Below are 26,818 nucleotides of genomic sequence, written 5' to 3' on the forward strand. Positions count from 1 at the left end.
CGTTGCGCGAACTGCGCCTCCGACCACCCAGCCATGTTCAGTCTGAATCATGCCCGAGCACGTAGCGCAGCAAGGGCCGCATGCGCATCACCGCAGCCTCGCCTTCGGCCAGTGCTTCGGCGGCACGATGATAGTCCATCAATCCGAGCTGGCCGACACGGGGCGAAATCATGACGTCGGCCGGCTCACCGGCAAGGCGGCTGCGCGCGATGCGCACCTGCATGATGTTGAGGCTCGAACTGATGACGGACACCAGAGAGGGCTGCACCTCACCGTTGGAGGACGCTGGCCGCGGCACGGCGGACTCATCCCCGCCCCCGAAACCGAAGCGCGACAACAGGCGTTCCGTCCAGCCGGCCTCGGTTTCCTCCGAGGGCGTCGGCTCGATCGCCGCACGATGAAATGCCCGGCCAACCATGTCGGACCCCAGATCGACGGCAATCACGATGTCGGCCCCCATCGCACGGCACAAGGATACCGGAACGGGGTTCACCAGCCCGCCATCCACCAGCAGGCGCCCGCCGTGCATGACGGGCGTCATCAGCCCGGGAAGCGCGATCGAGGCACGCACCGCCGCCGAAACGCTCCCCTCCTGCAGCCAGACTTCGCGTCCGCTCGTCAGTTCGGTTGCGACGCAGGCGAAACGGGTATCGAGTTCGGAAAACTCGCGATCGACGAAATTGCGCTGGAAGAAACCGATGAGCTTGTCGCCCTTGATCAGGCCGCCTCGCAGCGATACATCCAGCAGGGAAACCACGTCCTGCCACTTGAGCGTTTCCGCCCACTGGGTCAGCTTGTCGAGATCACCCGAAGCCGCCGCGGCACCGACAAAAGCGCCGATCGAGCAACCGCATATAACTTCGGGCACGACCCCCTCCGCCGCCAGGGCGCGCAGCACACCGAGATGAGCCCATCCACGCGCGGCACCGCTCCCCAGCGCAAGGCCGATGACCGGCTCGCGCCGATGGCCCGGCGAAACGCGGCGATCGCCCGGTGCCAGCAGCGCCGGGCCGTTCATGACGCCCCCGCCTCGGCACCAGCGGCTGCGTCAGTCGAGCCGTTCGGCGTAGAGATCGTGGACATCGCAATCCGTGATGCGCACACGGACGAAGTCACCCGGTTCAAGCCCTTCGGCATCCGGGATGACCACCAGACCATCGATCTCGGGCGCATCGCCCGGCGATCGAGCGAGCGCGCCCTCCTCGTCGAGGTCGTCGACCAGGACCGTCATCTCGCGCCCGATCCTTGCCTCGAGGCGCTGGGTGGAAATGTCTTCCTGGAAATCCATCAGGCGCGCGCGGCGCTCCTCGCGCACCTCATCAGGAACCGCGCCTTCCAGTTGGTTGGCCGCCGCACCTTCCACCGGAGAATAGGCAAAGGCACCGACACGATCGAGCTGGGCCTCTTCGAGGAAATTCAACAACATCTCGAAATCTTCCTCGGTTTCGCCCGGAAAACCGGTAATGAAGGTCGAACGGATGGTCAGCTCCGGGCAGATGCTGCGCCACTTGCGCACGCGCTCGAGCACATTCTCGGCATTGGCAGGCCGCTTCATTGCCTTCAGGACACGCGGACTCGCATGCTGAAAGGGCACGTCGAGGTAGGGCAGGATCTTGCCTTCCGCCATCAGCGGAATCAGGTCATCCACACTCGGGTACGGATACACGTAGTGCATGCGAATCCAGATTCCCAGTTCGCCCAGCGCTTTCGCAAGATCGTAGAGCCTGGTCTTGAGCGGCTTGCCGCCCCAGAAACCGGTACGGTACTTGACGTCGACGCCATAGGCCGAGGTGTCCTGCGAGATCACTAGGATCTCCTTGACGCCGGACGCGGCCAGGGCTTCGGCTTCACGCATCACCTCATGGATCGGGCGGCTGACGAGATCGCCCCGCATCGATGGAATGATGCAGAAGGTGCAGCGGTGGTTACAGCCCTCGGATATCTTCAGGTAAGCGTAATGCTGCGGCGTCAGGCGAATACCCTGCGGCGGCACCAGGTCGGAGAAGGGATCGTGCGGCTTGGGCAAGTGCTTATGCACCGCATGCATGACCTCTTCCGCGGCATGCGGGCCGGTGACGGCCAGAACCTGCGGATGGGCAGCCAGCACGACGTCGTCCTTCGCCCCCAGACAGCCGGTCACGATGACCTTGCCGTTCTCGCTCAATGCTTCGCCGATGGCGTCGAGCGACTCCTCGACCGCAGCATCGATGAAGCCACAGGTATTGACGACGACGAGATCGGCATCGTCATACGAACCCGTGATGGCATAGCCTTCGGCACGCAGGCGCGTCAGGATGTGCTCGGAATCGACTGTCGCCTTCGGACAGCCCAGCGATACGAAGCCGACACGCGGCAGGTCCGGGGTCTTGAAAATGGTCATGCGCTGAATGGCCTGTCGGGGTCGGCGTGCTTGCCAGGGGCGGCAATCCTACACGAGCTTACTTGTGCGAGCCGCTCTTGTCGGAAGAAGATTTGGCGGAAGGAGAAACTTCTTCACCCTGCACGCCGTAAGTCGGAAACTTGAAACCGGTGAACATGTTGCGCGTCTGACTTTCGAGCTGCTCCTGCATCTGCTCGAACATCTTTTTCGACTGATCGACGTAGGCACCCATCATGCTCTGCAGCGCGGGCCCCTGGAAATTGAGGAACTGCGCCCACAAATCCTGTCCGACCGGGCTGTTCTCACCGTAGATCGAGCGCGCCTGGTCCTGCAGCTTGCCCTGCATCTCGGTGAAAGCCTTGATGTTGCTCTCAAGATACTTGCCCATCATGCCCTGCATGGCATTGCCATAGAAGCGGATCATGTGGGCCAGCAGATCGCTGGTGAACATCGGCGCCCCGCCCGCCTCTTCCTCGAGAATGATCTGCAGCAGGATGCTTCGGGTCAGATCCTCGCCGGTCTTGGCATCGACGACCTGGAACTCCTCGTGATTGAGGACGAGCTCCTTGACGTCCGCAAGCGTGATGTACGAACTGGTCCGCGTGTCATACAGACGGCGGTTCGGATACTTCTTGATCAGGCGCGACTGCTCGGGCATTTCCCCATCTCCTCGGCGGTGGCCAATCCGCTCTCCGCTCTTGAATGTCAAATATGATTATATCGCGCTGCGAAAACGAAACCCCGCCATTCGACGGGGTTTCGTGATTTCACGCATGGCACGGTGCAACATCAGCACATGTGCAGGCCACCGTTGATGTTGATGGTGGCGCCGGTGATGTAGGCGGCCTTGTCGGAGGCCAGGTAGGCACACAGGTCGCCGATCTCGTCCGGACGTCCGAGGCGCTTCATCGGCACGGTGTCGATGATGCCCTGGCGGATGTCGTCACGAATGGCCATGACCATGTCGGTACCGATATAGCCCGGGGCGATCGCATTGACCGTCACGCCCTTGGTGGCGAGCTCGGCAGCCAGCGCCTTCGTGAAGCCCAGCACGCCGGCCTTGGCGGTGGAATAGTTGGTCTGACCAGCCTGGCCCTTGACGCCATTGACCGAAGAGATGTTCACGATGCGGCCCCAGCCGCGCTCGGCCATCTTGGCGGACACGTGGTGGGTGACATTGAACAGGCTGTTGAGGTTGGTGTTGATCACGGCATCCCACTGGCCCTTCTCCATCTTCGGGAAGAACTTGTCGCGAGTGATGCCGGCGTTGTTGACCAGTACGTCGATCGGGCCGACTTCAGCCTCGATCTTGGCGACCATTGCGGCGCAGGATTCGTAGTTGGAGACGTCACCTTCGGCGGCAACGAAATCGAACCCCAAGTCGCGTTGAGCGGCAAGCCAAGCGTCCTTCTGCTCGAAGTTGGGCAGGCAGTTCGCAACGACCTTCAGTCCGTCCTTGGCCAGCGATTGACAAATCGCGGTGCCGAGACCACCCATGGCGCCGGTGACGAGAGCGATTTTCTGCGACATCTTGAAATCCTTCTGGATCTATTTTCGAGACCGAGAAAACCATCGCGAAACCACGATCCGGATGGGATCCTCGGCGTTTTGCGGCAGCGCGTCAGCTGCTTGGCCTTTGCATTATAGCTACTGCCGACAAATCTTGCTGCATCGCAATACGCCCCGGAATAGTGCATCGCAAAAAATGCCCCCACGCTCATCCGCTGCGCGAACTCGCTTCCCCAAGGGGGTGCCTTTCATCTTGGGGCGGCCCGGCGGCGAAAAAAACGGCACGCCCTCCGAAGGACGTGCCGCCTTCCCGCTCTGCAATGCAGACGATCAGAACATGTGCTGGCCGCCGTTGATGGAAATGTTGGCGCCGGTCACGAACGCGGCCTCTTCCGAAGACAGATAGGCGACCAGGCCCGCGATCTCTTCCGGCTTGCCCAAGCGGGACACGGGAATCTGCGGCAGTATCTTGGAGTCGAGAATCTCCTGCGGAATCGCCATCACCATCTTGGTACCGATGTAACCCGGCGAGATGGTGTTGACCGTCACCCCATTGCGCGCCACTTCCAGTGCCAGCGCCTTGGTGAAGCCGTGCATGCCGGCCTTGGCGGCAGAATAGTTGGTCTGGCCGAAGGCGCCCTTCTGACCGTTCACCGACGACACGTTGATGACACGCCCCCATTTGCGTTCGATCATGCCATCCATGACCTGCTTGGTCATGTTGAACACCGAGTCAAGGTTCGTGCCGATGACCGCATCCCAGTCGGCCTTGGTCATCTTCTTGAAGGTCATGTCACGGGTGATGCCGGCGTTGTTGACCAGCACATCCACCGGGCCGACCTCCGCCGTCACCTGCGCGACGCAGGCCTTCGCCGAATCGAAATCCGCCACGTCACACGGATAAGCCTTGAACCCGTAGCCCATGTTGTTCATCGTTTGCAGCCATTCGGCCGCCTTGGTGTTGCCGGGCGAATGCGTGGTGACGACCCTGTAGCCCAGCGCCGCGAGCTTGATGCAGATCGCCTCGCCCAGACCGCCCATGCCACCGGTGACCAGTGCAACTCTAGACATAAATCTCTCCTCTCCCTAATGGGTTCTTATGGGGGCGGGTGGAACATGGACCGGGCAGCGCCCTCCCCACTCACTGCGGTCCCGTTGATCGGCGAAACCTGCCGCTCAGGCACGCTCCTTGACGTAGCGCCCCGGCGCAGGCTCGATCGGTTCGTACTTGGTGCTGCCCAGACGGCCGCGCGCGGCCACCTGCTTGCCACCATACTGGCCCAGCCACTCGATCCAGTGCAGCCACCAACTGCCCTTCTGCTCGCCCGCCTGCTCCAGCCATTCGTCCGGATCGGCCGGCCCGGCGCTCGACGTCCAGTAGCTGCGACGATTCTTGGAGGCCGGATTGATCGCGCCCGCGATGTGGCCGCTGGCGCCGAGCACGAAGTTCGTCTCGCCGCCCAACAGATTTCGCGCCAGATAAGCGCTCTTCCACGGCACGATGTGGTCCTCGCGCGCAGCCAGCAGATAGGCCGGCATGTCCACCTTGCCCAGATCGATCTTCTCGCCCAGCATCTTGAGCTTGCCCGGCACGCGCAGATTGTTCTCCAGGTACATGTTGCGCAGATACCACGTCAGGAAAGGACCTGGCAGGTTGGTGGAGTCGGAATTCCAGTACAGCAGGTCGAAAGCCTGGGGCGTATTGCCCTTCAGGTAATTGCCGACGACGTACTGCCAGACCAGATCGTTCGCACGCAGCGACGAAAACACGTTTGCCAGCTCCTGCCCGCGCAGCACCCCGCCCTTGCCGATCGCCGCCTCGCGGGCCGTGACGCTCGCCTCGTCGACGAGGCAACCGAGTTCGCCGGCATCGGCAAAATCGAGCAGGGTCGTCATCAGCGTAAGGCTGGCGACCGGCTCCTCGCCGCGCGCGCGCGCAACCGCCAGCGCCGACGTGAGCAGAGTGCCGCCGACGCAGAAGCCGAGCACATTCGGTTTCTTGACCCGCGTCACGGAACGCACCACCTCGAGCGCCTTGAGCGGCCCTTTGTCGAGATAGTCGTCCCAAGCGTAATGGCCATCAGTCTCCGGCCGCGGATTCTTCCACGACACGAGAAAGACGGTGAAGCCCTGCTCGACGATGAAGCGCACCAGGGAGTTCTCCGGCTGGAGATCCATGATGTAGAACTTGTTGATGCACGGAGGAACGATCAGCAACGGCGTCTGGGCGACCTTGTCGGTCAGCGGCGCGTACTGGATCAACTGCATCAGCTCATTCTCGAAGATCACCGCACCCGGCGTGAGCGCCAGGTTGCGCCCGACCTCGAAAGCGGCATCGTCGGTCATCGAGATGCGTCCCTTTTCGAGATCGCCGAGCATGTTGCGCACACCACGCGAAATGCTCTCGCCCTTGGTCTCGATTGCGGTCTTGATGAACTCGGGATTGGTCGCGGCAAAATTGGTCGGCGCCAACGCCTCGATGTACTGACGGGTCAGGAACTGGATTCGCGACTTCGCGCGCCCGTCCGCGATCGGCAGCGCCTCGGCCATTTCCTTGAGAAAGCCGGCGTTCAGCAAGTAGGCCTGGCGGACATAGTCGAACACCGGGCTCTCGGACCATTCAGGGGCGGTGAAGCGGCGATCGCCCGGCTCGACCTGGACCACCGGCTCGGCCGCTACACCCTGCTTGCGCCCGAGCATCGAAGACCACAGCGCCACGTGCTTTTCGGCGAAGATCTGCTGCATGCGCGCCATTTCGGCGGACTCCGGCATCGGCAGCTTGGGCACGGCGACGCCCGAGGAATCCTGCATCGCCACATGCTGCTTGGCCAGTGCATCGAAGAAATTCTGCGCCATGGCCTGACCTGCTGCCAACATCGCCTGCATGCCCGCCGCCGACTGGTTTCCCTCGGAATCCGACATCCCTACCTCCTCTATCCGCAGGCCGCAGAACCACCTGCACCCGGGTTCATCTTGTTCGTTAGTGTTTGCCAGCCCGGAACGATCGGAACGGTAGAATGGCCCCCATGTACCTGATCGCAATCGCCTGGCTCTATGTCGCACTGCTTGCGGCCATTACCGAAAACACGGCCGTGGGCGGCGTGCTGACCTTCATTTTTTATGGCCTTGCCCCCATGGCGCTGTTCTTCTGGTTGTTCGGAACACCGACTCGGCGACGGCGTCAGCGCGAGCGGGAAGCGAGTGGACTCAACGATAGAGCCGAATCCGACGCCGATCAATAGCGACCGCGCTTTCTGCACTCAAACCATCCCCCGAAGCCCGCGGCAAGCGGAGTCCGGCGCCGGCTCAAGCCAGACGATGGACGCAAAGCGCCCCGTACGCCCGTCGCGCCGATAGGAATAGAAGCGCTCCGGATCCCGCACGGTGCACACACCGCCGCCCTCGACATGGCCCACACCCGCGGCTTTCAGGCGGCGGCGCGCCAGCGCGAACAGATCCGCCATCCATTTCCCCTGTGCCGGCGCAGCGACGAATGCGTCTGCTGCCTCCGGATCGCGGGATACGAAGACCTCGCGCACCTCGTCTCCGACCTCGAAGCAGTCCGGCCCGATCGCCGGCCCCAGCCAAGCCCGAAGCCTGCCCGGCGCAACCGCCATGCGCTCGATCGTTGCTTCGAGCACGCCGCCGGCCAGCCCCCGCCACCCCGCATGCGCCGCCGCGACCACCGAGCCATCGTCATCACACAGCAGCACGGGCAGGCAGTCGGCCGTCATGACGACGCAGACGCGCCCCGGCTCGCGCGCCACCACCGCATCGGCGACCAGCACACCATCCGCCACTGCGGCATCGGCAACTGCGCAGCCATGCACCTGCGACAGCCACACCGGCTCGGCCGGCAGCAGCTCGCGCAGCATGGCGCGATTGCGCGCAACCGCTGCAGGCACGTCGCCGACATGCTTCGCCAGGTTGAATCCGTCATACGGGGCAAGGCTGCAGCCGCCGGCGCGCGTGGTCAGCAAGGCCCGGACGTTGGCGGGCGTCGTCCAGTCGGGCCGAAGCACGCCGCAAAGGTCCACACCGGGAACGGCTCTCATGCGCTCTCCCTGACACGCTGCAGCAAGGCTGCAAGATCTGCGGCCATCGGCGCTTCCCATTGCATGAACTGCCCGCTGGCCGGATGCACCAGCCCGAGCCGGAACGCATGCAATGCCTGACGCGCAAAGCCTTCGCACGCAGGCGCGGGCGGACGCCGTCCGCCATAGACCGGATCGCCCACCAGCGCATGGCCGATATGCGCCATGTGCACCCGGATCTGATGCGTGCGCCCCGTTTCGAGCCTGCACTCGACCAGCGTCGTCTTGGCAAAACGCTCGGCCACCGAGTAATGGGTGACTGCCGGACGTCCGTTGCCGACCACTGCCATGCGTACGCGCTGGGTCGGATGCCGCCCGATCGGCGCATCGACGGTGCCCCCCGCATGCAGCACCCCCTGCACCAGCGCCCAGTAATGGCGCTTGACGGTACGTGCCTGCAATTGACGCACCAGATCGGTCTGCGCTTGCAAGGTCTTCGCGACCACCAACAGGCCGCTGGTATCCTTGTCCAGCCTGTGCACGATGCCCGCCCGCGGCACCTCCGCCACCCCCGGCGCATGATGCAGCAGCGCATTGAGCAGGGTCCCGCTCCAGTTGCCGCTGCCCGGATGTACGACCAACCCGGCCGGCTTGTCGATCACCAGCAGATGCGCATCCTCGAACACCACCTGCAGCGGGATATCCTCGGGCAGTTCCGTGCCGGGAGCGGGAACGGGCGCCGAATCGAGCTCGACGCGTTCGCCGCCGCACACCTTGCAGCGCGCATCGGGAGACACGCCATCGACCCGGATGCGCCCATCCCTCAACCAGGTCTGCAAACGACTGCGGGAATGCTCAGGAAAAAGCCGGGCAAGCGCCTGATCGAGACGCAAGCCGGCCAAGTCCGCAGGAATCGTCAGCACGACGGGCGAGTTCGGCTCGTCCGCTGCTATATAATCTACGCGTTCATTCACGCGAGTTTTTTCGATGGCCAGGTTCACCCTTGGAAGTGTAGCGGGAAAAGCAGCGCTGATCGGCGCGCTGGTGCTCGGCGGCTGCGGTCTGCTGCCCGAACAGATCGACGAGACGACCGGCTGGAACGCTCAGCGGCTCTACTCCGAGGCCAAGACCTCGATGTCCGAAGGCGCCTACGACCGCGCGATCCAGATGTTCGAAAAGCTCGAGGCGCGCTACCCCTACGGCCGCTACGCGCAGCAGGCGCAGATCGAGGTCGCCTACGCCTACTACAAGCAGGACGAACAAGCGCTTGCGCTGGCCGCGGCGGACCGTTTCATCAAGCTGCACCCCAACCACCCCAACGTCGACTACGTCTACTACCTGAAGGGGCTGGTGAACTTCAACGAAGACCTCGGCCTGCTCGCCGGCCTCTCGCGCCAGGATCTGTCCGAACGCGACCCCAAGGGGGCGCACGAGGCCTTCGACAGCTTCCGCGATCTCGTCGCGCGCTTCCCGGAAAGCCGCTACGCGGACGACTCCCGCGCCCGCATGCAATACCTGGTGAACTCGCTGGCCGCGCATGAGGTTCACGTTGCACGCTATTACTACAACCGTGGCGCCTATGTCGCCGCAATCAACCGCGCCCAGACCGCGGTCACCAATTTCCCGCAGGCGCCGGCCAACGAAGAAGCCCTGTTCCTGCTGGTGAAGAGCTATGACGCGCTCGGCATGGCCCAACTGCGCGACGACGCAGACCGGGTAATGCGCACGAACTTCCCGGACAGCGTCTATTTCTCCGGCGGCCCGGAGAGCGACAAGCCCTGGTGGCAGCTGTGGTAAGCAAGTAAGCCAACGGCCCCCCTCGCTTGCTGCAATGCGGGCACATCATCGGGGGGCATTTTTTGGCAGTGCCAAAAAAAGAGCGGCCCTCGGGCCGCTCAAGCTGCTGTCTGCATCCGGGCACCAACCCCCCGACACAGTGAAACTCATTCCGTAAAAGGCAGCGGCTGCATGCCGAAGCCTTCATCCAGGTCGCGAATCTGCAACAACAAGCGGTCCAGTTCGCCCTGCAGGCACTTCAACTCGTCCGGATCGAGAAGGCGAAGCCCCTCGACCAGGACGCCTCTCGCCGGTGACGGCGCACGCCCCAGCAAGGCCATGCCTTCCTCGGTCAGGTACAGACGGACTACGCGCTGATCGGCACTGGTGCGTTCCTTGCGGATCAGACCGCTCGTCTCGAGGCGATCGACCATGTTGGAAGCCGTCGACTGATGCAGCGCCATCCGGTTGGCCAACTCTCCGACACGCAGCCCCGGCACTTCGACCAGTTCCTGCAAAACCCACAACTGCGCCCCCGTTACGCCGCTCTGGCGTTCGATCCACTGGGAATGCCGCTGGGCCGTACGGATCAGGACCCTGAAGCGCTGAAGGACAGACAGCGGGGTCGCCGGAGATGCGGGTTTTTTTGTCTTCTGCTGCTGCGTTTCCGCCATTTGAATCTTGCTCCAACTATATTTGCCTGAATCAATATTGTCAAAATTACTTCATGACAGCCCATGCCCGAATGGTAGCGGTATCGCCCCCCTCGCGCATGATGCAGATGTCGCATCGCCGCATCATGCTGCACGCACGCAACCAGCCCATTCCCCGGATCGTGCTCCAACCTCCAGCGTCCTGGATCCCGACGAACAGCGGGGCGGCTGCCTGATGCAGCCGCCCCGCTGTTCGTGCTACTACTTGACGGAATGGACCCCGGCGGAAAAAGCGCTCAACGGATGCCCGCCCTCTGGATGAGCGCCTGCAGCTCGCCGACGATGCCGCGGCGGAACAGCAGCACGCAGATGACGAAGATCACGCCCATGATGACGGTGACCCAGGACCCCACCGTGTCGGCCAGCTCGCTTTGCAGCGACACGATGGTGGCGGCGCCGACGAGCGGGCCGAGGATGGTGCCCAGGCCGCCGAGCAGCGTCATCAGCACGACCTCGCCCGACATGTGCCAATGCACGTCGGTCAGCGATGCGAGCTGGAACACCAGCGTCTTGGTCGCCCCCGCCAGACCGGCGAGCGAGGCCGACAGCACGAAGGCCAGCAGCTTGAACTTCGCCACGTCGTAGCCCAGCGAGATCGCGCGCGGCTCGTTCTCGCGGATCGCCTTCAGGATCTGGCCGAAAGGCGAATGGATGGTGCGGTAGATGATCGCGAAGCCGATGCAGAACACCGCGAACACCAGGTAGTACATCGCGAGGTTGTTCGACAGGTCGATGACACCGAACAGGTGGCCGCGCGGCACCCCCTGCAGGCCGTCCTCGCCGCCGGTCGCCTTCCACTGCAGCACGATGAAATACACCATCTGCGACAGCGCGAGCGTGATCATCGCGAAGTAGATGCCGGTACGCCGGATGGCCAGCACACCGAACACCCAGCCCAGCGCCCCCGCGGCCAGCGTGCCGCCGACGATGCCGACCTCGGGCGTGACGCCTGCGTCGCGCACCAGCATGCCGCAGATGTACCCGGCGGTGCCGAGAAAGGCCGCGTGGCCGAAGGACAACAGCCCGACGAAGCCCAGCAGCAGATTGAACGCGCAGGCGAACAGCCCGAAGCACAGGATCTTCATCAGAAAGGTGGGATACACCGCGAACGGCGCCACCAGCCCGATCACGAACAGCGCGCCGAGCAACAGCGGCATGGCCCGGGCAAACATCGAATTCGTGTTGTTCATGCGTCTTTCCCCATCGATTCGCTCAGGCCTTGCCGAACAGGCCGGCCGGCCGCACCAGCAGCACGAGCACCATGATCACGAACACCACCACCGCCGACGCCTCGGGGTAGAACACCCGCGTCAGGCCCTCGATCAGGCCCAGCCCGAGGCCGGTCAGGATGGATCCCATGATCGACCCCATGCCGCCGATCACCACCACGGCGAACACCACGATGATCAGGTTCGACCCCATCAGCGGGCTCACCTGGTAGATCGGCGCCGCCAGCACACCGGCGAAGGCGGCGAGCGCGACGCCGAAACCGTAGGTGAAGGTGATCAGCAAGGGCACGTTGATGCCGAGCGCCTGGACGATCTGCGGATTCTCGGTGCCGGCGCGCAGATAAGCGCCGAGCTTGGTCTTTTCGATGATGAACCAGGTGCCGAAGCACACCGTCAGCGCCGCCACCACGACCCAGCCGCGATAGATGGGCAGGAACATGAAGCCCAGGTTGACGCCGCCTTGCAGCAAGTCGGGCACGGGATAGGACTGGCCGGAAATGCCGTACTGGTCGCGGAACAGCCCTTCGAAGATCAGCGCCAGGCCGAAGGTGAGCAGCAGCCCGTAGAGATGGTCCAGCTTGTACAGCTTGCGCAGCATCGTGCGTTCGAGCACCACGCCCACGGCGCCGATGATGAGCGGCGACAGCAACAGCGCCACCCAGTAATTGACGCCGAACTTGGTCAGCGCGATCCAGGCGACGAAAGCCCCCATCATGTACTGCGCCCCGTGGGCGAAGTTGATGATGTTGAGCAGCCCGAAGATGATCGCCAGGCCGAGGCTGAGGACGGCGTAGAACGAGCCGTTGATCAGCCCGACCAGCAACTGGCTGCCGAGCAGCGCGCTGGGGACACCGAATATTTCCATACGAGACTCCCGCACCGGGACGGGCCTGCCCGCCCCGGTGCGCAGTGAAGTGCGGTCCGTGCCGCGATCAGGTCACTTCTTCACCAGCGGGCAGCGCGATTCGGACAAGGGCTGGAAGGCCTCTTCCGCCGGGATCGTGGCGCGGATGTGGTAGTAGTCCCACGGCCCCTTCGATTCTTCCGGCGTCTTCACCTGCGCCAGATACATGTCGTGCACCATGCGGCCGTCCTCGCGGATGCGGCCATTCTTGGCGAAGAAATCCTTGATCGGCGTCTTTTTCATCTGCGCCATGACTTTGGCCGTGTCATCCGTGCCAATCGCGTTGATCGCGCGCAGATAGTGCAGGATCGACGAATACTGGCCTGCCTGGACCATCGTCGGCATGCGCTTGTGCTTGTCGAAGAAGCGCTTCGACCACGCACGCGTCTCGTCGTCGAGATCCCAGTAGAAGCCGGTGGTCAGGTACATCGTCTGCGCGTTCTTCAGCCCCAGCGAATGCACGTCCGAGATGAACATCAGCAGGCCGGCGAGCTGCTGCTTGGGCGTGACGCCGAATTCGGCCGCCTGCTTGATCGCGTTGGTGGTGTCGGCACCGGCGTTGGCCAGACCGATGATCTGCGCACCCGACGCCTGCGCCTGCAGCAGGAAGGACGAGAAGTCGGACGCCGGGAACGGATGGCGCACCGAGCCCAGCACCTTGCCGCCGTTGGCGACGACGACCGCGGAGGAGTCCTTCTCCAGCGCCTGGCCGAAGGCATAGTCGGCGGTCAGGAAGAACCAGGTCTTGCCGCCCTGCTGCGTCACCGCCTTGGCGGTGCCGTTGGCCAGCGCATAGGTATCGTAGGTGTAGTGCACGCTGACGTCGTTGCACTGCTCGTTGGTGATCGGCGTCGACGCGGGGCCGTTCATCAGCACCACCTTGTTCATCTCCTTGCCGATCTTCATCACCGCCAGCGCGGTGGACGTCGTCACCAGTTCGGTGGCGGTATCGACGCCTTCGCGCTCGAACCACTCGCGCGCCTTGTTCGATGCGATGTCGGCCTTGTTCTGGTGGTCGGCGGAAACCATCTCGACCTTGAATGCCGGCTTGGCCTCGGCGATGAAATCGTCGATCGCCATCTGCGTGGCGATCACCGTTCCCGGCCCCGCCACGTCCGAATAGGTACCGGACATGTCGGTCAGCACGCCGATCTTCACCGTGTTGCCGGAAATCTGCGCGCTTGCCGCCCCCGACAGCGTCGCAAGGGCGGCCGTGCAGGCCAGCGTCGTCAGCTTCTTCATGTGCATCGTAGTCTCCCGTCCTCTTCTTTCTCGAGTGGTGATACGCGGAGCCGGGCGGCGGAACGCCGCTCAAACCCCCAGCGTCTGGTGCAGCCAGTCCATGCGTCCGGGCAATTCGTCGGCGGAGATGGTGGCGATGATTTCCCCGTGCTCCAGCACGTAGTGGCGATCGGCCAGCGGCGCGGCGAAGCGGAAATTCTGCTCGACCAGCACGATGGTGAAACCGCGGGACTTGAGTTCGACGATGATCTCGCCCAGCTTCTTGACGATGACCGGCGCCAGGCCCTCGGTGATTTCGTCGAGCAGCAGCAGCTTGGCGCCGGTGCGCAGCACGCGTGCCATCGCCAGCATCTGCTGCTCGCCGCCCGACAGCTTGGTGCCCGGGCTGTGGCGCCGTTCGAGCAGGTTCGGAAACATGCGGTAGATCTCGTCCAGGGACATGCCGCCACTGGCCACCTGCGGCGGCAGCAGCAGGTTTTCCTCGCACGACAGCGAAGCGAAGATGGCCCGCTCCTCCGGCACGTAGCCCACGCCGTAGCGCGCCATGCGGTGCGTCGGCTCGGCGATGGCCTCCTTGCCATTGACCATGATCGAGCCACTGCGCCGCCCGACCAGGCCGAGGATGGATTTCAGCGTCGTCGACCGGCCGGAGCCGTTGCGCCCGAGCAGGGTCACGCATTCGCCGCGCGCCACCTGCAGGTCGATGCCGTGAAGGATGTGCGATTCGCCATAGAAGGCATGCAGATCGTGGATCCGCAGCATTTCGGGATGAGGATGGAAAGCGCTGGTCATGTCTGCGTTCGCAACGGATCAGTGGTGGGCGTCGTTGATGTCGTCGGAACCGACATAGGCCTCGAGCACCTTGGGATTTTTCGACACCTCGGCATACGGACCTTCGGCGAGGATGCTGCCACGCGTCAGCACGGTGATGCGGTCGCACAGGTTGGCGACCACCGACAGGTTGTGCTCGACCATCAGGATGGTCCGGTTCGCCGACACCTTGCGGATCAGCTCCACCACGCGCGCGATGTCCTCGCTGCCCATGCCCTGCGTGGGCTCGTCGAGCAGCATCATCTTCGGATCGAGCGCCAGCGTGGTGGCGATCTCCAGCGCACGCTTGCGGCCGTAGGGCATCTCGACCGTGACCGTGTCGGCGAAGCCGGCCAGATCCACCGATTCGAGCAGTTCCATCGCGCGCCCGTTGAGCACGTCCAGCGACTTCTTCGAGCGCCAGAAATGGAATTCGGTGCCCAGCGTGCGCTGCAGGCCGATGCGCACGTTCTCGAGCACCGTCAGGTTGGGAAAGGTCGCCGAAATCTGGAAGGAGCGGACCATGCCGCGCCGCGCGGTGACGACCGGTGCCTCGCGGGTGATGTCCTGGCCCTCGAACAGGATGCTCCCCGACGTTGGCGGCAGGAACTTGGTCAGCAGATTGAAGACCGTGGTCTTGCCTGCGCCATTGGGGCCGATCAAGGCATGAATGTGCCCCCGCTGCACTTTCAGGTCGACATTCGAGACGGCCACGAAGCCCTTGAACTCCTTCGTCAGGCCGTTCGTTTCGAGAATGAACTCGCTCATGTTCCGTTCCGGGAGGCCGCTCCGGCGTCATCACCGGGGCGGAAATGAATCTTATGTATCACTCTATATCTTTTTTTTATTTGTCGTCAGTTTTCCGCTCCGCGCTGGCCCGGGCAAGCATCGTTTACCCGGATTGCAGCAGCCCCCCGTCGCCGGGCAGGCGCGCGAGTTGTGGTCTAATCCCGACCGCCCGCCCGGCGGGCATTCCAGAACACCGTACTTTCCGGAGATCGCTGCATGGCAGCCCAGATCAAAGTCATCTCTTCCATGGCCACCCGCCAGATCCTCTCCGACCTGGCGGACGCCTTTCACCAGGTTTCCCCCCACCGTGTAGACGTCGAATCGATCGGCGGCGTCGATGCCGCGAAGCGGGTCGAATCCGGAGAAGCCTTCGACCTCGTGGTGCTGGCCTCGAACGCGATCGACAAGCTGATCGCATCGGGCCATGTGCGTGCCGGCAGCCGCGCCGACCTGGCCGAATCCGGCATCGCCGTCGCCGTCCGCGCGGGCGCAGCCCACCCCGACATCGGCTCGGAAACGGCATTGCGCGATGCCGTGCTGGCCGCGCGCACGCTCAGCTATTCGACCGGCCCCAGCGGCGTGGCGCTGGCCAGGCTGTTCCAGGATTGGGGCATCGCCGGAGATATCGCCGGGCGCATCGTGCAGGCCCCGCCGGGCGTGCCGGTCGGCTCGCTGGTCGCCAAGGGCGAGGTGGAACTCGGCTTCCAGCAGTTGAGCGAGCTGATGCACCTGGCAGGCATCGACGTACTCGGCCCGCTGCCGCCCGAAATCCAGATCCTGACCACTTTTTCCGCCGGCGTGCCCCTCGCCTGCACCCAGCCGGATGCCGTGCGCGAGCTGCTCGCCTTCCTCACTTCGCCCGCAGCCGACGAAGCCAAGCGCCGCAACGGCATGGAGCCGGCCTGATACGCGGCAACTCCCCGCAACGCCCGCCGGTCGACGCAAAAAAGCGGCGGGGCATCCGCCCCGCCGCTTTCCTTTCACTGCCACGAACACCAGGCCGGCACGGTGGCCGACCGGTGCATCAGTTCCCGCTCATCGCCATCATCAACTGGTTGATGCGCTTGACGAAGGTTGCCGGATCGTCGAGCGTGCCACCCTCGGCCAGCAGCGCCTGATCGAACAGCACCGCGGCCCAGTCGTCGAAGTTCTTGTCTTCGTACTTCAGGCGCAGCACCGCCGGATGGCCGGGGTTGATCTCGAGGATCGGCTTCGACACCGGCGCGTCCTGCCCCGCCGCCTTCAGGATGCGGGCCAGATTCATGCCCAGATCGTGCTCGTCGGCGACCAGGCAGGCCGGCGAATCGGTCAGGCGCAGCGTCACCTTCACATCCTTGACGCGCTCGCCCAAGCTCGCCTTCATCTTGTCGAGCAGCTCCTTGTACTCGTCGGCGGCCTTCTCGGCCTCCTTCTTCTCGGCCTCGTCTTCAAGCGCCCCCAGGTCGAGGCCGCCCTTGGCGACCGACACCAGCGGCTTGCCGTCGAACTCGGTCAGGTTGCCCGTCACCCACTCATCGACGCGGTCCGACAGCAGCAGCACTTCGATGCCCTTCTTGCGGAACACTTCGAGATGCGGGCTGTTCTTCGCGGCGTTGAAGGATTCGGCGGTGACGTAGTAGATCTTGTCCTGGCCTTCCTTCATGCGGCCGATGTAATCGGCGAGCGACACCACCTCGTCGGCGGTATCGAGCTGGGTCGAGGCGAAGCGCAGCAGGCCGGCGACCTTCTCCTTGTTGGCGAAATCCTCGCCCACGCCCTCCTTCAGCACCTTGCCGAAGGCTTTCCAGAACGTGGCGTACTTTTCCCTATCCGCTGCCTCGTCGCTGTTGGCGAGGCCTTCGAGCATGGACAGCACCTTCTTCGTGCAGCCCGAGCGGATGGTGTCGATGTCCTTCGACTCCTGCAGGATCTCGCGCGACACGTTGAGCGGCAGATCCGCCGAATCGACCACGCCGCGCACGAAACGCAGGTAGGTCGGCATCAGCTTCTCGGCATCGTCCATGATGAACACGCGCTTCACATACAGCTTGATGCCGTGGCGGGCATTGCGGTCCCACAGGTCGAAGGGCGCGTTCTTCGGCACGTACAGCAGATTGGTGTACTCGTGGCGGCCCTCGACGCGCGAGTGGGTCCACGCCAGCGGCTCGTCGAAGTCGTGCGCGACGTGCTTGTAGAAAGCCGTGTACTCGTCGTCGGTGATGTCGCTCTTCGGGCGCGTCCACAGCGCATTGGCCTGGTTGACGGTCTCGTCCTCGTCGGTCAGGACCTGCTTGCTCTGCTCCTCGTTCCATTCCTCCTTCTTCATCACGATCGGCTGCACGATGTGATCGGAATACTTGCGCACCAGGCTCTTCAGCTTCCACGACGACAGCAGGTCTTCCTGGCCCTCGCGCAGGTGCAGCGTGATCTCGGTGCCGCGGCCGGGCTTGTCGACCTGCCCGACCGTGTAGGCGCCGGCTTCGTCGCCGGCCATCGAGCATTCCCACCTCACCCCTTCACCCGCGGGCAGGCCGGCGCGGCGGGTCAGGACGGTCACGCGATCGGCGACGAGGAAAGCGGAATAGAAGCCGACGCCGAACTGGCCGATCAGGTTGGCATCCTTCTTCTGGTCGCCGGTGAGCTGGCCGAAGAATTCGCGCGTGCCCGACTTGGCGATGGTGCCGAGATGGGCAACGGCCTCGTCGCGGCTCATGCCGATGCCGTTGTCGGCGATGGTGATGGTCTTGGCCTCGGCGTCGAAGCCGATGCGGATCTTCAGTTCGGAATCGGCTTCGTACAGCGCGCCATCGTCGAGCGCCTCGAAGCGCAGCTTGTCGCATGCGTCCGACGCGTTCGAGACCAGCTCGCGCAGGAAGATCTCGCGGTTGGAATACAGCGAGTGGATCATCAGATGAAGCAGTTGCTTCACCTCGGCCTGGAAGTTCAGCGTCTGGGAGGCGGCGGTTTGAGCTTCGGACATGTTCTAAGGCTCCGTCTGGGTTGTTCGAACGCAGCCCCAGTTGGGGGCGGACAGGCCGGATTTCAAGCCTGCCCGCCCGGCGCGTGCGACACCTCAGACCCGGAACCGCGCCACCATCTCGCTCAGGTCGAGCGACAGCTTTTCGAGCTGCTCCACGGCCGACACCGCCGAATGCATCGAAACGTTGGTGCCCTCGACCATCTGCGCGATCTGCTCGACCTCCTGCGCAACCGAAGTTGCCGCCGCGCGCTGCTCGGCCGTCGCCTCGGCCACGCTGCGGGTCTGCTGCAGGGCCTCTGCCGCCCCGCTGGCGATCTCGCGCAGCGAGGTCGTGACGTCGAGCACCAGCGTCATGCCGCTTCCCACCTGCGTCGATACGCGCGACATGGCATCCACCGTACCCTGCGTCTCGGTCTGGATGCCGGCGATGTCCTGCTCGATCTGCACCGTCGCGGTGCTGGTGCGCTCCGCCAGCTTGCGCACCTCGTCAGCCACCACGGCAAAGCCGCGGCCCTGCTCGCCGGCGCGTGCGGCCTCGATGGCGGCATTGAGCGCCAGCAGGTTGGTCTGCGCCGCGATCTCCTTGATCACGCCGGCGATCGCGCCGACCTCGTCCGCGCGCTTGACCAGGTGCTGGATCCTTCCGGTGGCCTCATCCACGGTATCGGCAATCGCCCGCATCTCGCCCGCGGCATGCTCCGCCTTCACCGCCCCCTGGTCCGCCAGCTCGGCCGAATGGGACGAATTGCGCTCGGCGCCCATCGCGCTCTCGGTGATCTGGCCGATGCTCACGGTCATTTCCTCGACCGCCGCGGCAATGGCCGCCGTCGCATCGGTCTGGCTCTCGGACGACTTCGACACCGAGCGCGTCACTTCGAGGATTTCGTGCGAATTGCCGGCCACCTGCCGCGCGCTCTGCGAAATCTCGCCCATCATGTTGCGCAGCTTGTCCAGCATCGCCGACAAGGTGCCCAGCAGGCTGTCGGCCTCGCCCGCCACCTTCACCTCGACGCGCAGGTCGCCGTCGGCCACCCGGTGCATGATCCCGGCCGCATAGGCGGGCTCGCCGCCGAGCTGGGTCGTCACACTGCGCACCACGCGCCAGGCGACGACGGTCAGCAGCACCAGCACGCCCCCGACGATGCCGCCGAAGCGCAGCGCCGAAGCGTAGAACTCGCGGTCGATGTCGTCGACATAGACCCCGGTGCCCACGATCCAGTCCCACGGCTTGAACATCTTCACGTAGGACATCTTCGGCTGCGGCGCATCCGACCCCGGACGCGGCCACATGTAATCGACGCCGCCTTCGCCAGACTCGTTCGCCACGCGCGAGAACTCACGGAACAGGTACTTGCCGTCGGCGTCCCGCTCCTCGCCCATGTTCCGGCCCTCCAGCTCGGGCCGGATCGGGTGCAGGACGATGCGCGTGGCGCTGTCGTTGATCCAGAAGTACTCGCTGCCCTCGTAGCGCAGCCCCCTGAGTGCTGCCACTGCCGCGGCCTGGGCCCGGTCGCGGCTCATCGCCCCCGACTGTTCGAGGCCGTGGAAATGCGCGACGATGCCGTGCGCCACCTCGACATGCCCCCGGACCGCGCGATCATAGCCCGCCTCCATCGTGGCGCGCCCCTCGTAAAGCGAATCCGCCGCAAGCACGATCAGGCCTACGAGCGCAATCGCCAGCACCAGCACCAACCGGTGCGCAACCGGCATCGACTTGAGTGACATGTCCTTACTCTCTCTCTAAAGGTTCGACGCACATGGCACGCCATCGTGCCGCCATACCCGCTGCTGCATTGTGGGCGTATGCCGGTCTGCCTTCTTACTCAGAAAATCAAATTTTTCCCCTGAAAACAATGCCGGCCGGGGATCAGCCTCGTGGCGCGCATCAGACGCGGAAACGCGCCACCACCTGGTGCAGGACTCCCGACAGTTTTTCGAGCTGTTCCACGGCCGTCAGGGCCGAACGCATCGATTCGCTCGTCCCCTCGACCATCTGCGCAATCTGCTCGACCTCCTGTGCGATCGCCGTCGCCGCCGCACTCTGTTCGCTGGTGGCTTCGGCCACGCTGTGGATCTGCGCCAGGGCCTCGACCGTTCCTTCGCTGATCGTGCGCAGGGATGTGCTCGCATCCATCACCAGGCCCACGCCGCTCTCCACCTGCGTGGACACGCGTGCCATGGCATCGACCGTCCCTTCGGTCTCGGCCTGGATGCCGGCGATGACTTCCTCGATCTGCACCGTGGCCGTGCTGGTGCGCTCGGCCAGCTTGCGCACTTCGTCGGCCACCACGGCGAAGCCCCGCCCCTGCTCGCCGGCCCGCGCGGCTTCGATCGCCGCGTTCAGCGCCAGCAGGTTGGTCTGCGACGCAATCTCCTTGATCACGCTGGCGATCGTGCCGACCTCGTTGGCCCGGCTCACCAGATGCTGGATCTTGCCCGCGGCCTCGCCGACCGTGCCGGCGATCGCATGCATCTCGCCGGCTGCATGCTCGGCCTTGGCCATGCCCTGCCCGGCCAGTTCGCTCGAACGCGCCGAGTTGCGCTCCGCGCCGAGCGCGTTTTCGCTGATCTGGCCGATGCTCACGGTCATTTCCTCGATTGCCGCGGCAATCGCGGCGGTGGCGCTGGTCTGGTTCTCGGTCGCCTGGAACACCGAACGCGACACGTTCGAGATCTCGCGCGAACTGCCCGCCACTTCTTCCGCATCCCGTCCAATGCCGCGCATCACGTCGCGCAGCCGATCGACCATGCTGGCAAGGGCGGAGAGCAGGCTGCCCGCCCCGCCCTTGACCTTGACGTCCACGCTCAGATCGCCATCGGCCACCTGCTGCATGATCTGCGCCGCGTACGCCGGCTCGCCGCCCAACTGGCTGGTGACGCTGTACGCCACACGCCAGGCGAACACCACCAGCACCGCCAGCAACCCGGCGACGACGGCGCCGAAGCGCAGCGCGCCCGACATGAACTGCTTGTCGACATCGTCCACATAGATGCCCGAACCGACCATCCAGCCCCAGTTATCGAGCTTCTTCACGAACTGCAGCTTGGGCACCGGCTTGGTCGATCCGGGATGCGGAAACTCCGTCATCAGATAGCCTTCCTGCGCGGAGCGGAGCACGCCGACGAGATCGCCGATCAGATCGCGGCCATCGCCGTACTGCATCTTGCCCAGCAGGTTCTGGCCCTGCAGTTCGGGGCGCGGCGGGAGCATCACCGCAACGCCGTCCAGCCCCCAGACATAGTAATAATCGCTGCCGTTGTAGCGTACCGACTGCAAGGCTTCCACCGCGGCCGCCTGCGCTTCCGCCCGGCTCATCCGGCCCGCGCGTTCGAGCCCCTCGTAGTGGGCGACGACGCCATACACGCTTTCGACCAGGTTGCGCACGGATTTCCGGTTGCCATCTTCCATCGCACTGCGCACCGCGCTCAGCCCCAGCGCCGCAAGCAACAGCAGGCCGCACAGGGCGGCGACGATGATCAGGGTGAATCGTTGGGATACCGAAAGATTCTTGAGCGACATCTGCACTTCCTCGCTGGACTTCCTTGAAACCAAGCCGCTGCGCAGGCACACCCGGCCGAACGCGGCGACACACGGACAACGTGTGTAGCAGTTTTCGGTACGGCGCCGCAGATCTTTAGCCTGTTTATCGAGAAATATTGCACTGCCGCATCAAACGCGAGGCTCAGATGTAGCGGATTTCCACCACTTCGATCTCGCGCATGCCGGCCGGGCTCTGGAAACGCACCACGTCCCCCACGCGTGCCTTCAGCACCGCGCGCGCCAGCGGCGAAATCCAGCTGATGCGGCCCTGCGCCGCGTCGGCTTCATCCACGCCGACGATCTGCCAGGTCTGCTCGTCCTCGGTATCCAGATCGCAAAAGCTCACCGTGGCGCCGAAAAATACCTGCTCCAGGTCCTGCTGCCGCTCGGGATCGACCACCTCGGCACTCTCGATGCGCTTGATCAGGAAGCGGATGCGGCGATCGATCTCGCGCAGCCGCTTCTTTCCATAAATGTAGTCGCCGTTCTCCGAACGGTCGCCATTGCCCGCCGCCCAGGCCACGGTCTCCACCAGCTTCGGCCGCTCGATGCGCACGAGCTGGTCCAGTTCGGCGCGCAGTCCGTCGTAGCCGCGCCGCGTCATGTAGTTCTTGCTGCCCGCCGGCAGGCGCAGCGAGGGCGCGACATCCTCGTCGTCGTCATCGCCATCGCTTTCCTTTACAAATGCCTTGTTCACTGCGCTTCGCTCCCATTCCGTTCGTGACAGGCGAATGATAAGGAATCGCACCCTCCGATGGCGGCGCACCCGTCCGCCGCGGTTGTCAGCACCGGGCCCCGCGCATACCATCGGCACACTCGCAGCCAAGCCTTCCACCACGCTCCCGCTTTCCACGGGTGCCCTCTCCGCGGACCGATCATGAGCGACGAAACCTTCGAAGATGTCACCAGCCTGAACCGCAGGCTCGATGAATTGCGTACCGAACACCAGGACCTGGACGATGCCATCACCCGCCTGGCCCAGCTCCCGCTGGGCGACGAACTGATGCTGCGCCGGCTCAAGAAGCGCAAGCTCGCCCTCAAGGACCGCATCACCGCTATCGAACACCTGCTGGAACCGGACGAGCGCGCCTGAAGCCGCGCCCGCCCCCGGCAGCCCCGACCACCCCGCCTTCCGATACCGCCGATGAAAGAAATCGAACTCCGCGGCCAGCCTGTCGCCCTCTTCGACAACACCCCGCCCCAGCACACGGACGCGCCCCCCTGGCTGCTCGTCCATGGCGCCGGCCACGACCACGCCGTATGGGATGAAATCGCGGCCGGGCTCGCCACGCGCGGCGAACGCGTCCTGATGCCCGACCTGCCCGGACACGGCGGCTCCGGCGGCGGCCCGCTGCCCGACGTCGACGCCATGGCAGGCTGGATCCTCGCCCTCGCCGACGCGCTGGGCCACGAGCGCATCAGGCTGTGCGGCCACAGCATGGGCTCCCTGGTCGCCCTCGCCGCCGCGGGCAAGGCGCCAGCGCGTATCGACCGCCTCGCCCTGATCGGCGCCAGCGTGCCGATGCCGGTCTCCCCTTTCCTGCTCGACGCGGCCCGCGACGACCCCGAACAAGCATTCGCGCTCATCAACAAGTTCTCGTTCGCCCCGGCGGAAATCCTGGGCGACGCGCGCCGCGCCGAATTCGAAGCCACCAACCTGCGCCGCATGCAGCAGCAGGGCGCGCGCGTGCTCGCCAGCGACCTGAGCGCCTGTAATGCGTGGCAGGACGGGCTGGCGGCGGCGGCCCGGGTGCGCTGCCCGACTCTCGTCATCAGCGGCGGGGCCGACCGCATGACGCCGGCCGATTCGGTAAAACCCCTATTCGATTCGCTTGAAAAAGAAGGCTGCAGCGCGCGTATGATCGTGCTTGCCGGCGCCGGCCACGCGATGATGCAGGAAGCACCGGAAGCCCTGGTCGACGCTTTGCTGCGGGGGCTGTAAACAGACAACAAACACATGCGCCCCCGTTCCGCTGCCACGATGAGCCCCGACAGGAGAGAAACATGGCGCAGCAGAACGACCCACCACCCGTAAGCGGGCCGGGCCAACCCGACCCTGCCCCGCCCTTCCCGGGCGTACGCGACGTCCCCCTCGGCGCACCGCTGCGCTGGATCGCGCTCGGCGCGGGCGACCTGAAAGCCTGCGCGATCCCGAGCCTGTTCTACGGCTTCTGCTTCACCGGCATGGGCCTGCTGCTCACGGTCGCCTTTCGCCACGCCTACGAGTACGTCTTCGCGCTGACCTCCGGCTTTCTTATCCTCGGCCCCTTCCTCGCGATGGGCCTGTACGAGATCAGCCGCCGCAGGCAGCGCGGCGAGGCCTGCGAGTTGCTGCCGACACTCACGGTATGGCGGCGCAACGCCGGCAACATTGGCGTGTTCGCGGTCGTGCTCGGCATCGTCTTCCTCGTGTGGGCGCGTGCCTCGCTGATCGTGTTCGCCCTGTTCTATACCGGCGAGATGCCCGACCTGTCGGACTTCATCGGCCAGGTGCTGAGCCTCGAGAACCTGGAATTCCTCGCGGCCTACTTCGGGGTCGGCCTGGTCTTCGCCTTCATCGCCTTCGCCGCCAGCGTGGTCGCCGTCCCGCTGATGCTCGACCGCAACCAGGACGCCATCAGCTCGATGCTGGCCAGCTTTTCCGCGCTGCTGCGCAACCCCGGGACGATGCTGGTGTGGGCGGTGCTGATCGTGTCGCTGACGCTGCTCGGCTTTCTCACCTTCCACGTCGGCCTGGTGGTCATGATGCCCATCATCGGCCACGCCACCTGGCATGCCTACCGCGACCTGGTCGAGCCGCAGGGGCCGCCGGGTTAGGCCCGCACCGCGCCAATGCCAGCGGGACGGCGGCGCTAGTCCAGCAGCTCCAGCACCACCGGCTGGTGGTCGGAGGCCGGGGTGTCGGCCAGGACCTCGACCGCACGCACGCGCGGCGCCAGGTCGGCGCTGACGAAGAAGAAATCGCAGCAGAACGCGCGCTCGGGCCAATCCGCGCCATGCAGGCCCACGCTCGGCGGATGGGGCACCCCTGGCCTGCAGACCATCCACGCATCGCGCCACGCCGGCACCTCCGCGCCGATCGGCGCCTGCATCGAGGCATGCTCGTCCGAGCCTGGCTCGCAGTTGAAATCGCCGCACACGATGGCCGAGGCCGGACGCGGCCAGGCGGCAAAGCTGGAGTTCGAGCCCTTGGCCGGCGCCGGCGCCGCGGCCTGCCCCGCGGCCTCCGCCTGCAAGCCCCGCAAGGCCGCTATCTGCGCCCGGCGCTGACGCTGCGAGTAATACTCCAGGTGCGTCGTCAGCACGCGGATCGGCCCGCCCGCCGCCATCACCACCGCCTCCACGCACACCCGCTGCATCGACGGCGCGCTGGCGTCCGCCGGCGCAGGCAGCATGTGGCGGAACACCTGGCCCACCGGCAGGCGCGACAGCAGCAGATTGCCGAACAGCGCCCGCCCGCCCCGGCCGCCGGGGACGTCCAGCGCCGCGCCGAACACCGCCGCATGGTCGGGGAAGGCCGCCGCCAGCGCCATCACTTCGTCGCCGACCGCGCCGCCCGGCAGCCCCTCGAAATTGCACGCTACTTCCTGCAGGCAGATCAGGTCGAAGCCACCCGCCGCGCGGATCGCCGCGATCGTGCGCGCCAGGTCCACGCGGCCATCGGCCCCGCGCCCCCATTGAATGTTCCAGCTCAGGATTCTCATCGGCGAGCCCTCTTCGGAAACAGCGGCAGATCCGGCCCATGCCGCCATGCCGCGCCGCGATGGCCACGGCGCAGAAAACGGAATTTTGCACCCATGCACGGCTTGCCGCGAGCGCCGGCCTGCCTCTTCCATGCGCGGCGGATGGCGGCATCGTCGGGCAAGCGGCCGCGGCAGGCCATCCGCATTCGCGCCGCGGGCGTTCCGGCATCCGCTGCAATCGCCGATAATCGCAGTTCGCCTCACGGAGCATCCCATGCATTCAGCACAGGAACTGGCCAGCCAGATCGAAGTCCTCGCGTCGCTGCCGACCGTCTACGACCGCATCCGCGAGCAGCTGGAATCGCCCACCGGCTCCGCGTTCGAGGTCGCGCGCCTGGTCTCGGCCGACCCCGCGCTCACCGCGCGCGTGCTGCGGCTGGTCAACAGCGCGATGTATGGTCACCGCGGCGAGATCGACAACATCGTGCACGCCGTGCAGATCCTGGGCCTGCAGCAGGTACACGATCTGGTGCTGGCAATGTCGTTGCACGCGGTGTTCACCGGCATCCGCCCGGCGCAGCTGGACATGAAGCGCTTCTGGCGCGACAGCGTGCTGTGCGCCCTAGCCTCCCGCGCCATCACGCAGCACACCGGGCGCCCGGGGGCGGAACGGATGTTCGTCATCGGCCTGCTGGCCGACATCGGCCACCTGGTCATGTTCCAGACCACGCCCGTACTGGCGGACACGGCCCGCCAGAGCACGGCGCAGACGGGCGAGGCCCTGCATCTGGCCGAACGGCGCATCATCGGCTGCGACTTCGCCGAAGTGGGCGCCGCGCTGATGGATCAGTGGCGGGTGCCCGCCACCTTCGCCGGCGCGATCGGCACCCAGACCCTGCCGCGGCTGGGCGGGGAGCATGCCGGCGACGCGGCCACGCTCAATCTCGCACGCTGCATCGTCGAGGCCGACGCGCTCGACGCTTCGAGCGCGCACACCGGCGCGTGTGTCGATCCCTGCGTCTGGAAGCTGCTCGACATCACGCCCGACGAAATCGCCCCGATCCGCGAAGAGGCCGAACTCAACCTCGCCGCCTGGCTGGCGCTGTTCTTCCCGGCCCACGCGCACTGAACTGCCCGCCGCCGGCCCGGGCTGCGGGCCGGCGGTGGATCACAGCGCCATCAGCACCGACTTGATCTCGGTGTACTGGTCGAACACCGCGCGCCCCATCTCGCGGCCGATGCCCGATTG

Annotated in this window: 26 protein-coding genes; 7 read left to right on the forward strand and 19 right to left on the reverse strand. The window is 65.2% G+C overall.

The window, feature by feature from the left end:
- Window positions 1-37 precede the first annotated feature (37 nt).
- From rssA to C666_RS02970, 6 genes are all read right to left on the reverse strand, one after another.
- Window positions 38-1,018 (reverse strand): patatin-like phospholipase RssA, encoded by a 981-nt coding sequence (gene rssA, locus C666_RS02945; protein ID WP_004333528.1) that lies wholly within the window; start codon window positions 1,016-1,018, stop codon window positions 38-40.
- A 30-nt stretch (window positions 1,019-1,048) separates the two neighbouring features.
- On the reverse strand, window positions 1,049-2,380 hold the full coding sequence (gene rimO / locus C666_RS02950) for a 30S ribosomal protein S12 methylthiotransferase RimO (protein ID WP_004333530.1): 1,332 nt from the start codon (window positions 2,378-2,380) through the stop codon (window positions 1,049-1,051).
- 58 nt (window positions 2,381-2,438) lie between these two features.
- Window positions 2,439-3,038, reverse strand: coding sequence for a polyhydroxyalkanoate synthesis repressor PhaR (gene phaR / locus C666_RS02955; RefSeq protein ID WP_004333532.1), 600 nt, complete (start codon window positions 3,036-3,038; stop codon window positions 2,439-2,441).
- A 131-nt stretch (window positions 3,039-3,169) separates the two neighbouring features.
- Window positions 3,170-3,910, reverse strand: coding sequence for a beta-ketoacyl-ACP reductase (locus tag C666_RS02960; RefSeq protein ID WP_004333534.1), 741 nt, complete (start codon window positions 3,908-3,910; stop codon window positions 3,170-3,172).
- Window positions 3,911-4,219: 309 nt separating this feature from the next.
- Window positions 4,220-4,960, reverse strand: coding sequence for an acetoacetyl-CoA reductase (gene phbB / locus C666_RS02965; RefSeq protein ID WP_004333536.1), 741 nt, complete (start codon window positions 4,958-4,960; stop codon window positions 4,220-4,222).
- 105 nt (window positions 4,961-5,065) lie between these two features.
- A complete protein-coding gene (locus C666_RS02970; protein ID WP_004333538.1) occupies window positions 5,066-6,811 on the reverse strand; it encodes a PHA/PHB synthase family protein in 1,746 nt (581 codons plus the stop codon).
- 104 nt (window positions 6,812-6,915) lie between these two features.
- Between C666_RS02970 and C666_RS02975 the strand changes: the two genes are divergently transcribed.
- The gene (locus tag C666_RS02975; RefSeq protein WP_028791998.1) at window positions 6,916-7,131 is read left to right on the forward strand and encodes a hypothetical protein; all 216 of its coding nucleotides are present in this window, start codon (window positions 6,916-6,918) and stop codon (window positions 7,129-7,131) included.
- 18 nt (window positions 7,132-7,149) lie between these two features.
- Here the strand turns inward: C666_RS02975 and pgeF are convergent, their stop codons facing one another.
- Complete coding sequence (pgeF, locus tag C666_RS02980; protein ID WP_051019863.1) at window positions 7,150-7,944, reverse strand: peptidoglycan editing factor PgeF; 795 nt, start codon at window positions 7,942-7,944, stop codon at window positions 7,150-7,152.
- Window positions 7,941-8,897, reverse strand: coding sequence for a 23S rRNA pseudouridine(1911/1915/1917) synthase RluD (gene rluD, locus C666_RS02985; protein WP_245603888.1), 957 nt, complete (start codon window positions 8,895-8,897; stop codon window positions 7,941-7,943). Before rluD ends, pgeF begins: the two co-directional genes overlap by 4 nt.
- Before the next feature lie 13 nt (window positions 8,898-8,910).
- Here rluD and C666_RS02990 point away from each other — a divergent pair, with 13 nt between their 5' ends.
- The gene (locus C666_RS02990; protein ID WP_004333566.1) at window positions 8,911-9,720 is read left to right on the forward strand and encodes an outer membrane protein assembly factor BamD; all 810 of its coding nucleotides are present in this window, start codon (window positions 8,911-8,913) and stop codon (window positions 9,718-9,720) included.
- A 146-nt stretch (window positions 9,721-9,866) separates the two neighbouring features.
- On the opposite strand, the gene C666_RS02995 is transcribed toward C666_RS02990, so the two are convergent.
- The 6 genes from C666_RS02995 to C666_RS03020 form a co-directional block, all read right to left on the reverse strand.
- Window positions 9,867-10,373, reverse strand: coding sequence for a MarR family winged helix-turn-helix transcriptional regulator (locus C666_RS02995; RefSeq protein ID WP_004333568.1), 507 nt, complete (start codon window positions 10,371-10,373; stop codon window positions 9,867-9,869).
- Window positions 10,374-10,648: 275 nt separating this feature from the next.
- Entirely contained in the window at window positions 10,649-11,602 is a 954-nt protein-coding gene (locus C666_RS03000; RefSeq protein WP_004333570.1) for a branched-chain amino acid ABC transporter permease, read from the reverse strand.
- Between the two features lie 22 nt (window positions 11,603-11,624).
- The gene (locus tag C666_RS03005) at window positions 11,625-12,506 is read right to left on the reverse strand and encodes a branched-chain amino acid ABC transporter permease (protein WP_004333573.1); all 882 of its coding nucleotides are present in this window, start codon (window positions 12,504-12,506) and stop codon (window positions 11,625-11,627) included.
- A 72-nt stretch (window positions 12,507-12,578) separates the two neighbouring features.
- A complete protein-coding gene (locus C666_RS03010) occupies window positions 12,579-13,793 on the reverse strand; it encodes an ABC transporter substrate-binding protein (protein WP_004333575.1) in 1,215 nt (404 codons plus the stop codon).
- A gap of 63 nt (window positions 13,794-13,856) precedes the next feature.
- A complete protein-coding gene (locus C666_RS03015) occupies window positions 13,857-14,579 on the reverse strand; it encodes an ABC transporter ATP-binding protein (protein WP_004333582.1) in 723 nt (240 codons plus the stop codon).
- 18 nt (window positions 14,580-14,597) lie between these two features.
- Entirely contained in the window at window positions 14,598-15,365 is a 768-nt protein-coding gene (locus C666_RS03020) for an ABC transporter ATP-binding protein (protein ID WP_004333584.1), read from the reverse strand.
- Between the two features lie 237 nt (window positions 15,366-15,602).
- On the opposite strand from C666_RS03020, the gene C666_RS03025 reads away from it, so the two are divergent.
- Window positions 15,603-16,292 carry a substrate-binding domain-containing protein gene (locus C666_RS03025; protein ID WP_004333586.1) on the forward strand — a complete coding sequence of 230 codons (690 nt, stop codon included), beginning with the start codon at window positions 15,603-15,605 and terminating at the stop codon, window positions 16,290-16,292.
- Between the two features lie 118 nt (window positions 16,293-16,410).
- Here the strand turns inward: C666_RS03025 and htpG are convergent, their stop codons facing one another.
- The 4 genes from htpG to greB all read right to left on the reverse strand — a co-directional run bounded on the left by htpG (window position 16,411) and on the right by greB (window position 22,583).
- The gene (htpG, locus tag C666_RS03030; protein ID WP_004333588.1) at window positions 16,411-18,345 is read right to left on the reverse strand and encodes a molecular chaperone HtpG; all 1,935 of its coding nucleotides are present in this window, start codon (window positions 18,343-18,345) and stop codon (window positions 16,411-16,413) included.
- 93 nt (window positions 18,346-18,438) lie between these two features.
- A complete protein-coding gene (locus tag C666_RS03035; RefSeq protein ID WP_028792000.1) occupies window positions 18,439-20,070 on the reverse strand; it encodes a methyl-accepting chemotaxis protein in 1,632 nt (543 codons plus the stop codon).
- Between the two features lie 160 nt (window positions 20,071-20,230).
- Window positions 20,231-21,865, reverse strand: a complete 1,635-nt coding sequence (locus C666_RS03040) for a methyl-accepting chemotaxis protein (RefSeq protein ID WP_004333592.1) — start codon at window positions 21,863-21,865, stop codon at window positions 20,231-20,233.
- A 163-nt stretch (window positions 21,866-22,028) separates the two neighbouring features.
- A complete protein-coding gene (gene greB / locus C666_RS03045; RefSeq protein ID WP_004333594.1) occupies window positions 22,029-22,583 on the reverse strand; it encodes a transcription elongation factor GreB in 555 nt (184 codons plus the stop codon).
- 180 nt (window positions 22,584-22,763) lie between these two features.
- On the opposite strand from greB, the gene C666_RS03050 reads away from it, so the two are divergent.
- From C666_RS03050 to C666_RS03060, 3 genes are all read left to right on the forward strand, one after another.
- On the forward strand, window positions 22,764-22,979 hold the full coding sequence (locus C666_RS03050; protein WP_004333596.1) for a YdcH family protein: 216 nt from the start codon (window positions 22,764-22,766) through the stop codon (window positions 22,977-22,979).
- A 51-nt stretch (window positions 22,980-23,030) separates the two neighbouring features.
- Entirely contained in the window at window positions 23,031-23,828 is a 798-nt protein-coding gene (locus C666_RS03055; RefSeq protein WP_004333598.1) for an alpha/beta fold hydrolase, read from the forward strand.
- Window positions 23,829-23,890: 62 nt separating this feature from the next.
- Window positions 23,891-24,703 carry a DUF2189 domain-containing protein gene (locus tag C666_RS03060; protein WP_004333600.1) on the forward strand — a complete coding sequence of 271 codons (813 nt, stop codon included), beginning with the start codon at window positions 23,891-23,893 and terminating at the stop codon, window positions 24,701-24,703.
- A 35-nt stretch (window positions 24,704-24,738) separates the two neighbouring features.
- Here the strand turns inward: C666_RS03060 and C666_RS03065 are convergent, their stop codons facing one another.
- Entirely contained in the window at window positions 24,739-25,590 is an 852-nt protein-coding gene (locus C666_RS03065) for an endonuclease/exonuclease/phosphatase family protein (RefSeq protein ID WP_004333601.1), read from the reverse strand.
- Window positions 25,591-25,843: 253 nt separating this feature from the next.
- Between C666_RS03065 and C666_RS03070 the strand changes: the two genes are divergently transcribed.
- Window positions 25,844-26,698: an HDOD domain-containing protein gene (locus tag C666_RS03070; RefSeq protein WP_004333605.1), complete on the forward strand. Its 855-nt coding sequence runs from the start codon at window positions 25,844-25,846 to the stop codon at window positions 26,696-26,698.
- Window positions 26,699-26,818 lie beyond the last annotated feature (120 nt).

The organism is Thauera linaloolentis 47Lol = DSM 12138, assembly GCF_000310205.1.
Taxonomy (GTDB): domain Bacteria; phylum Pseudomonadota; class Gammaproteobacteria; order Burkholderiales; family Rhodocyclaceae; genus Thauera; species Thauera linaloolentis.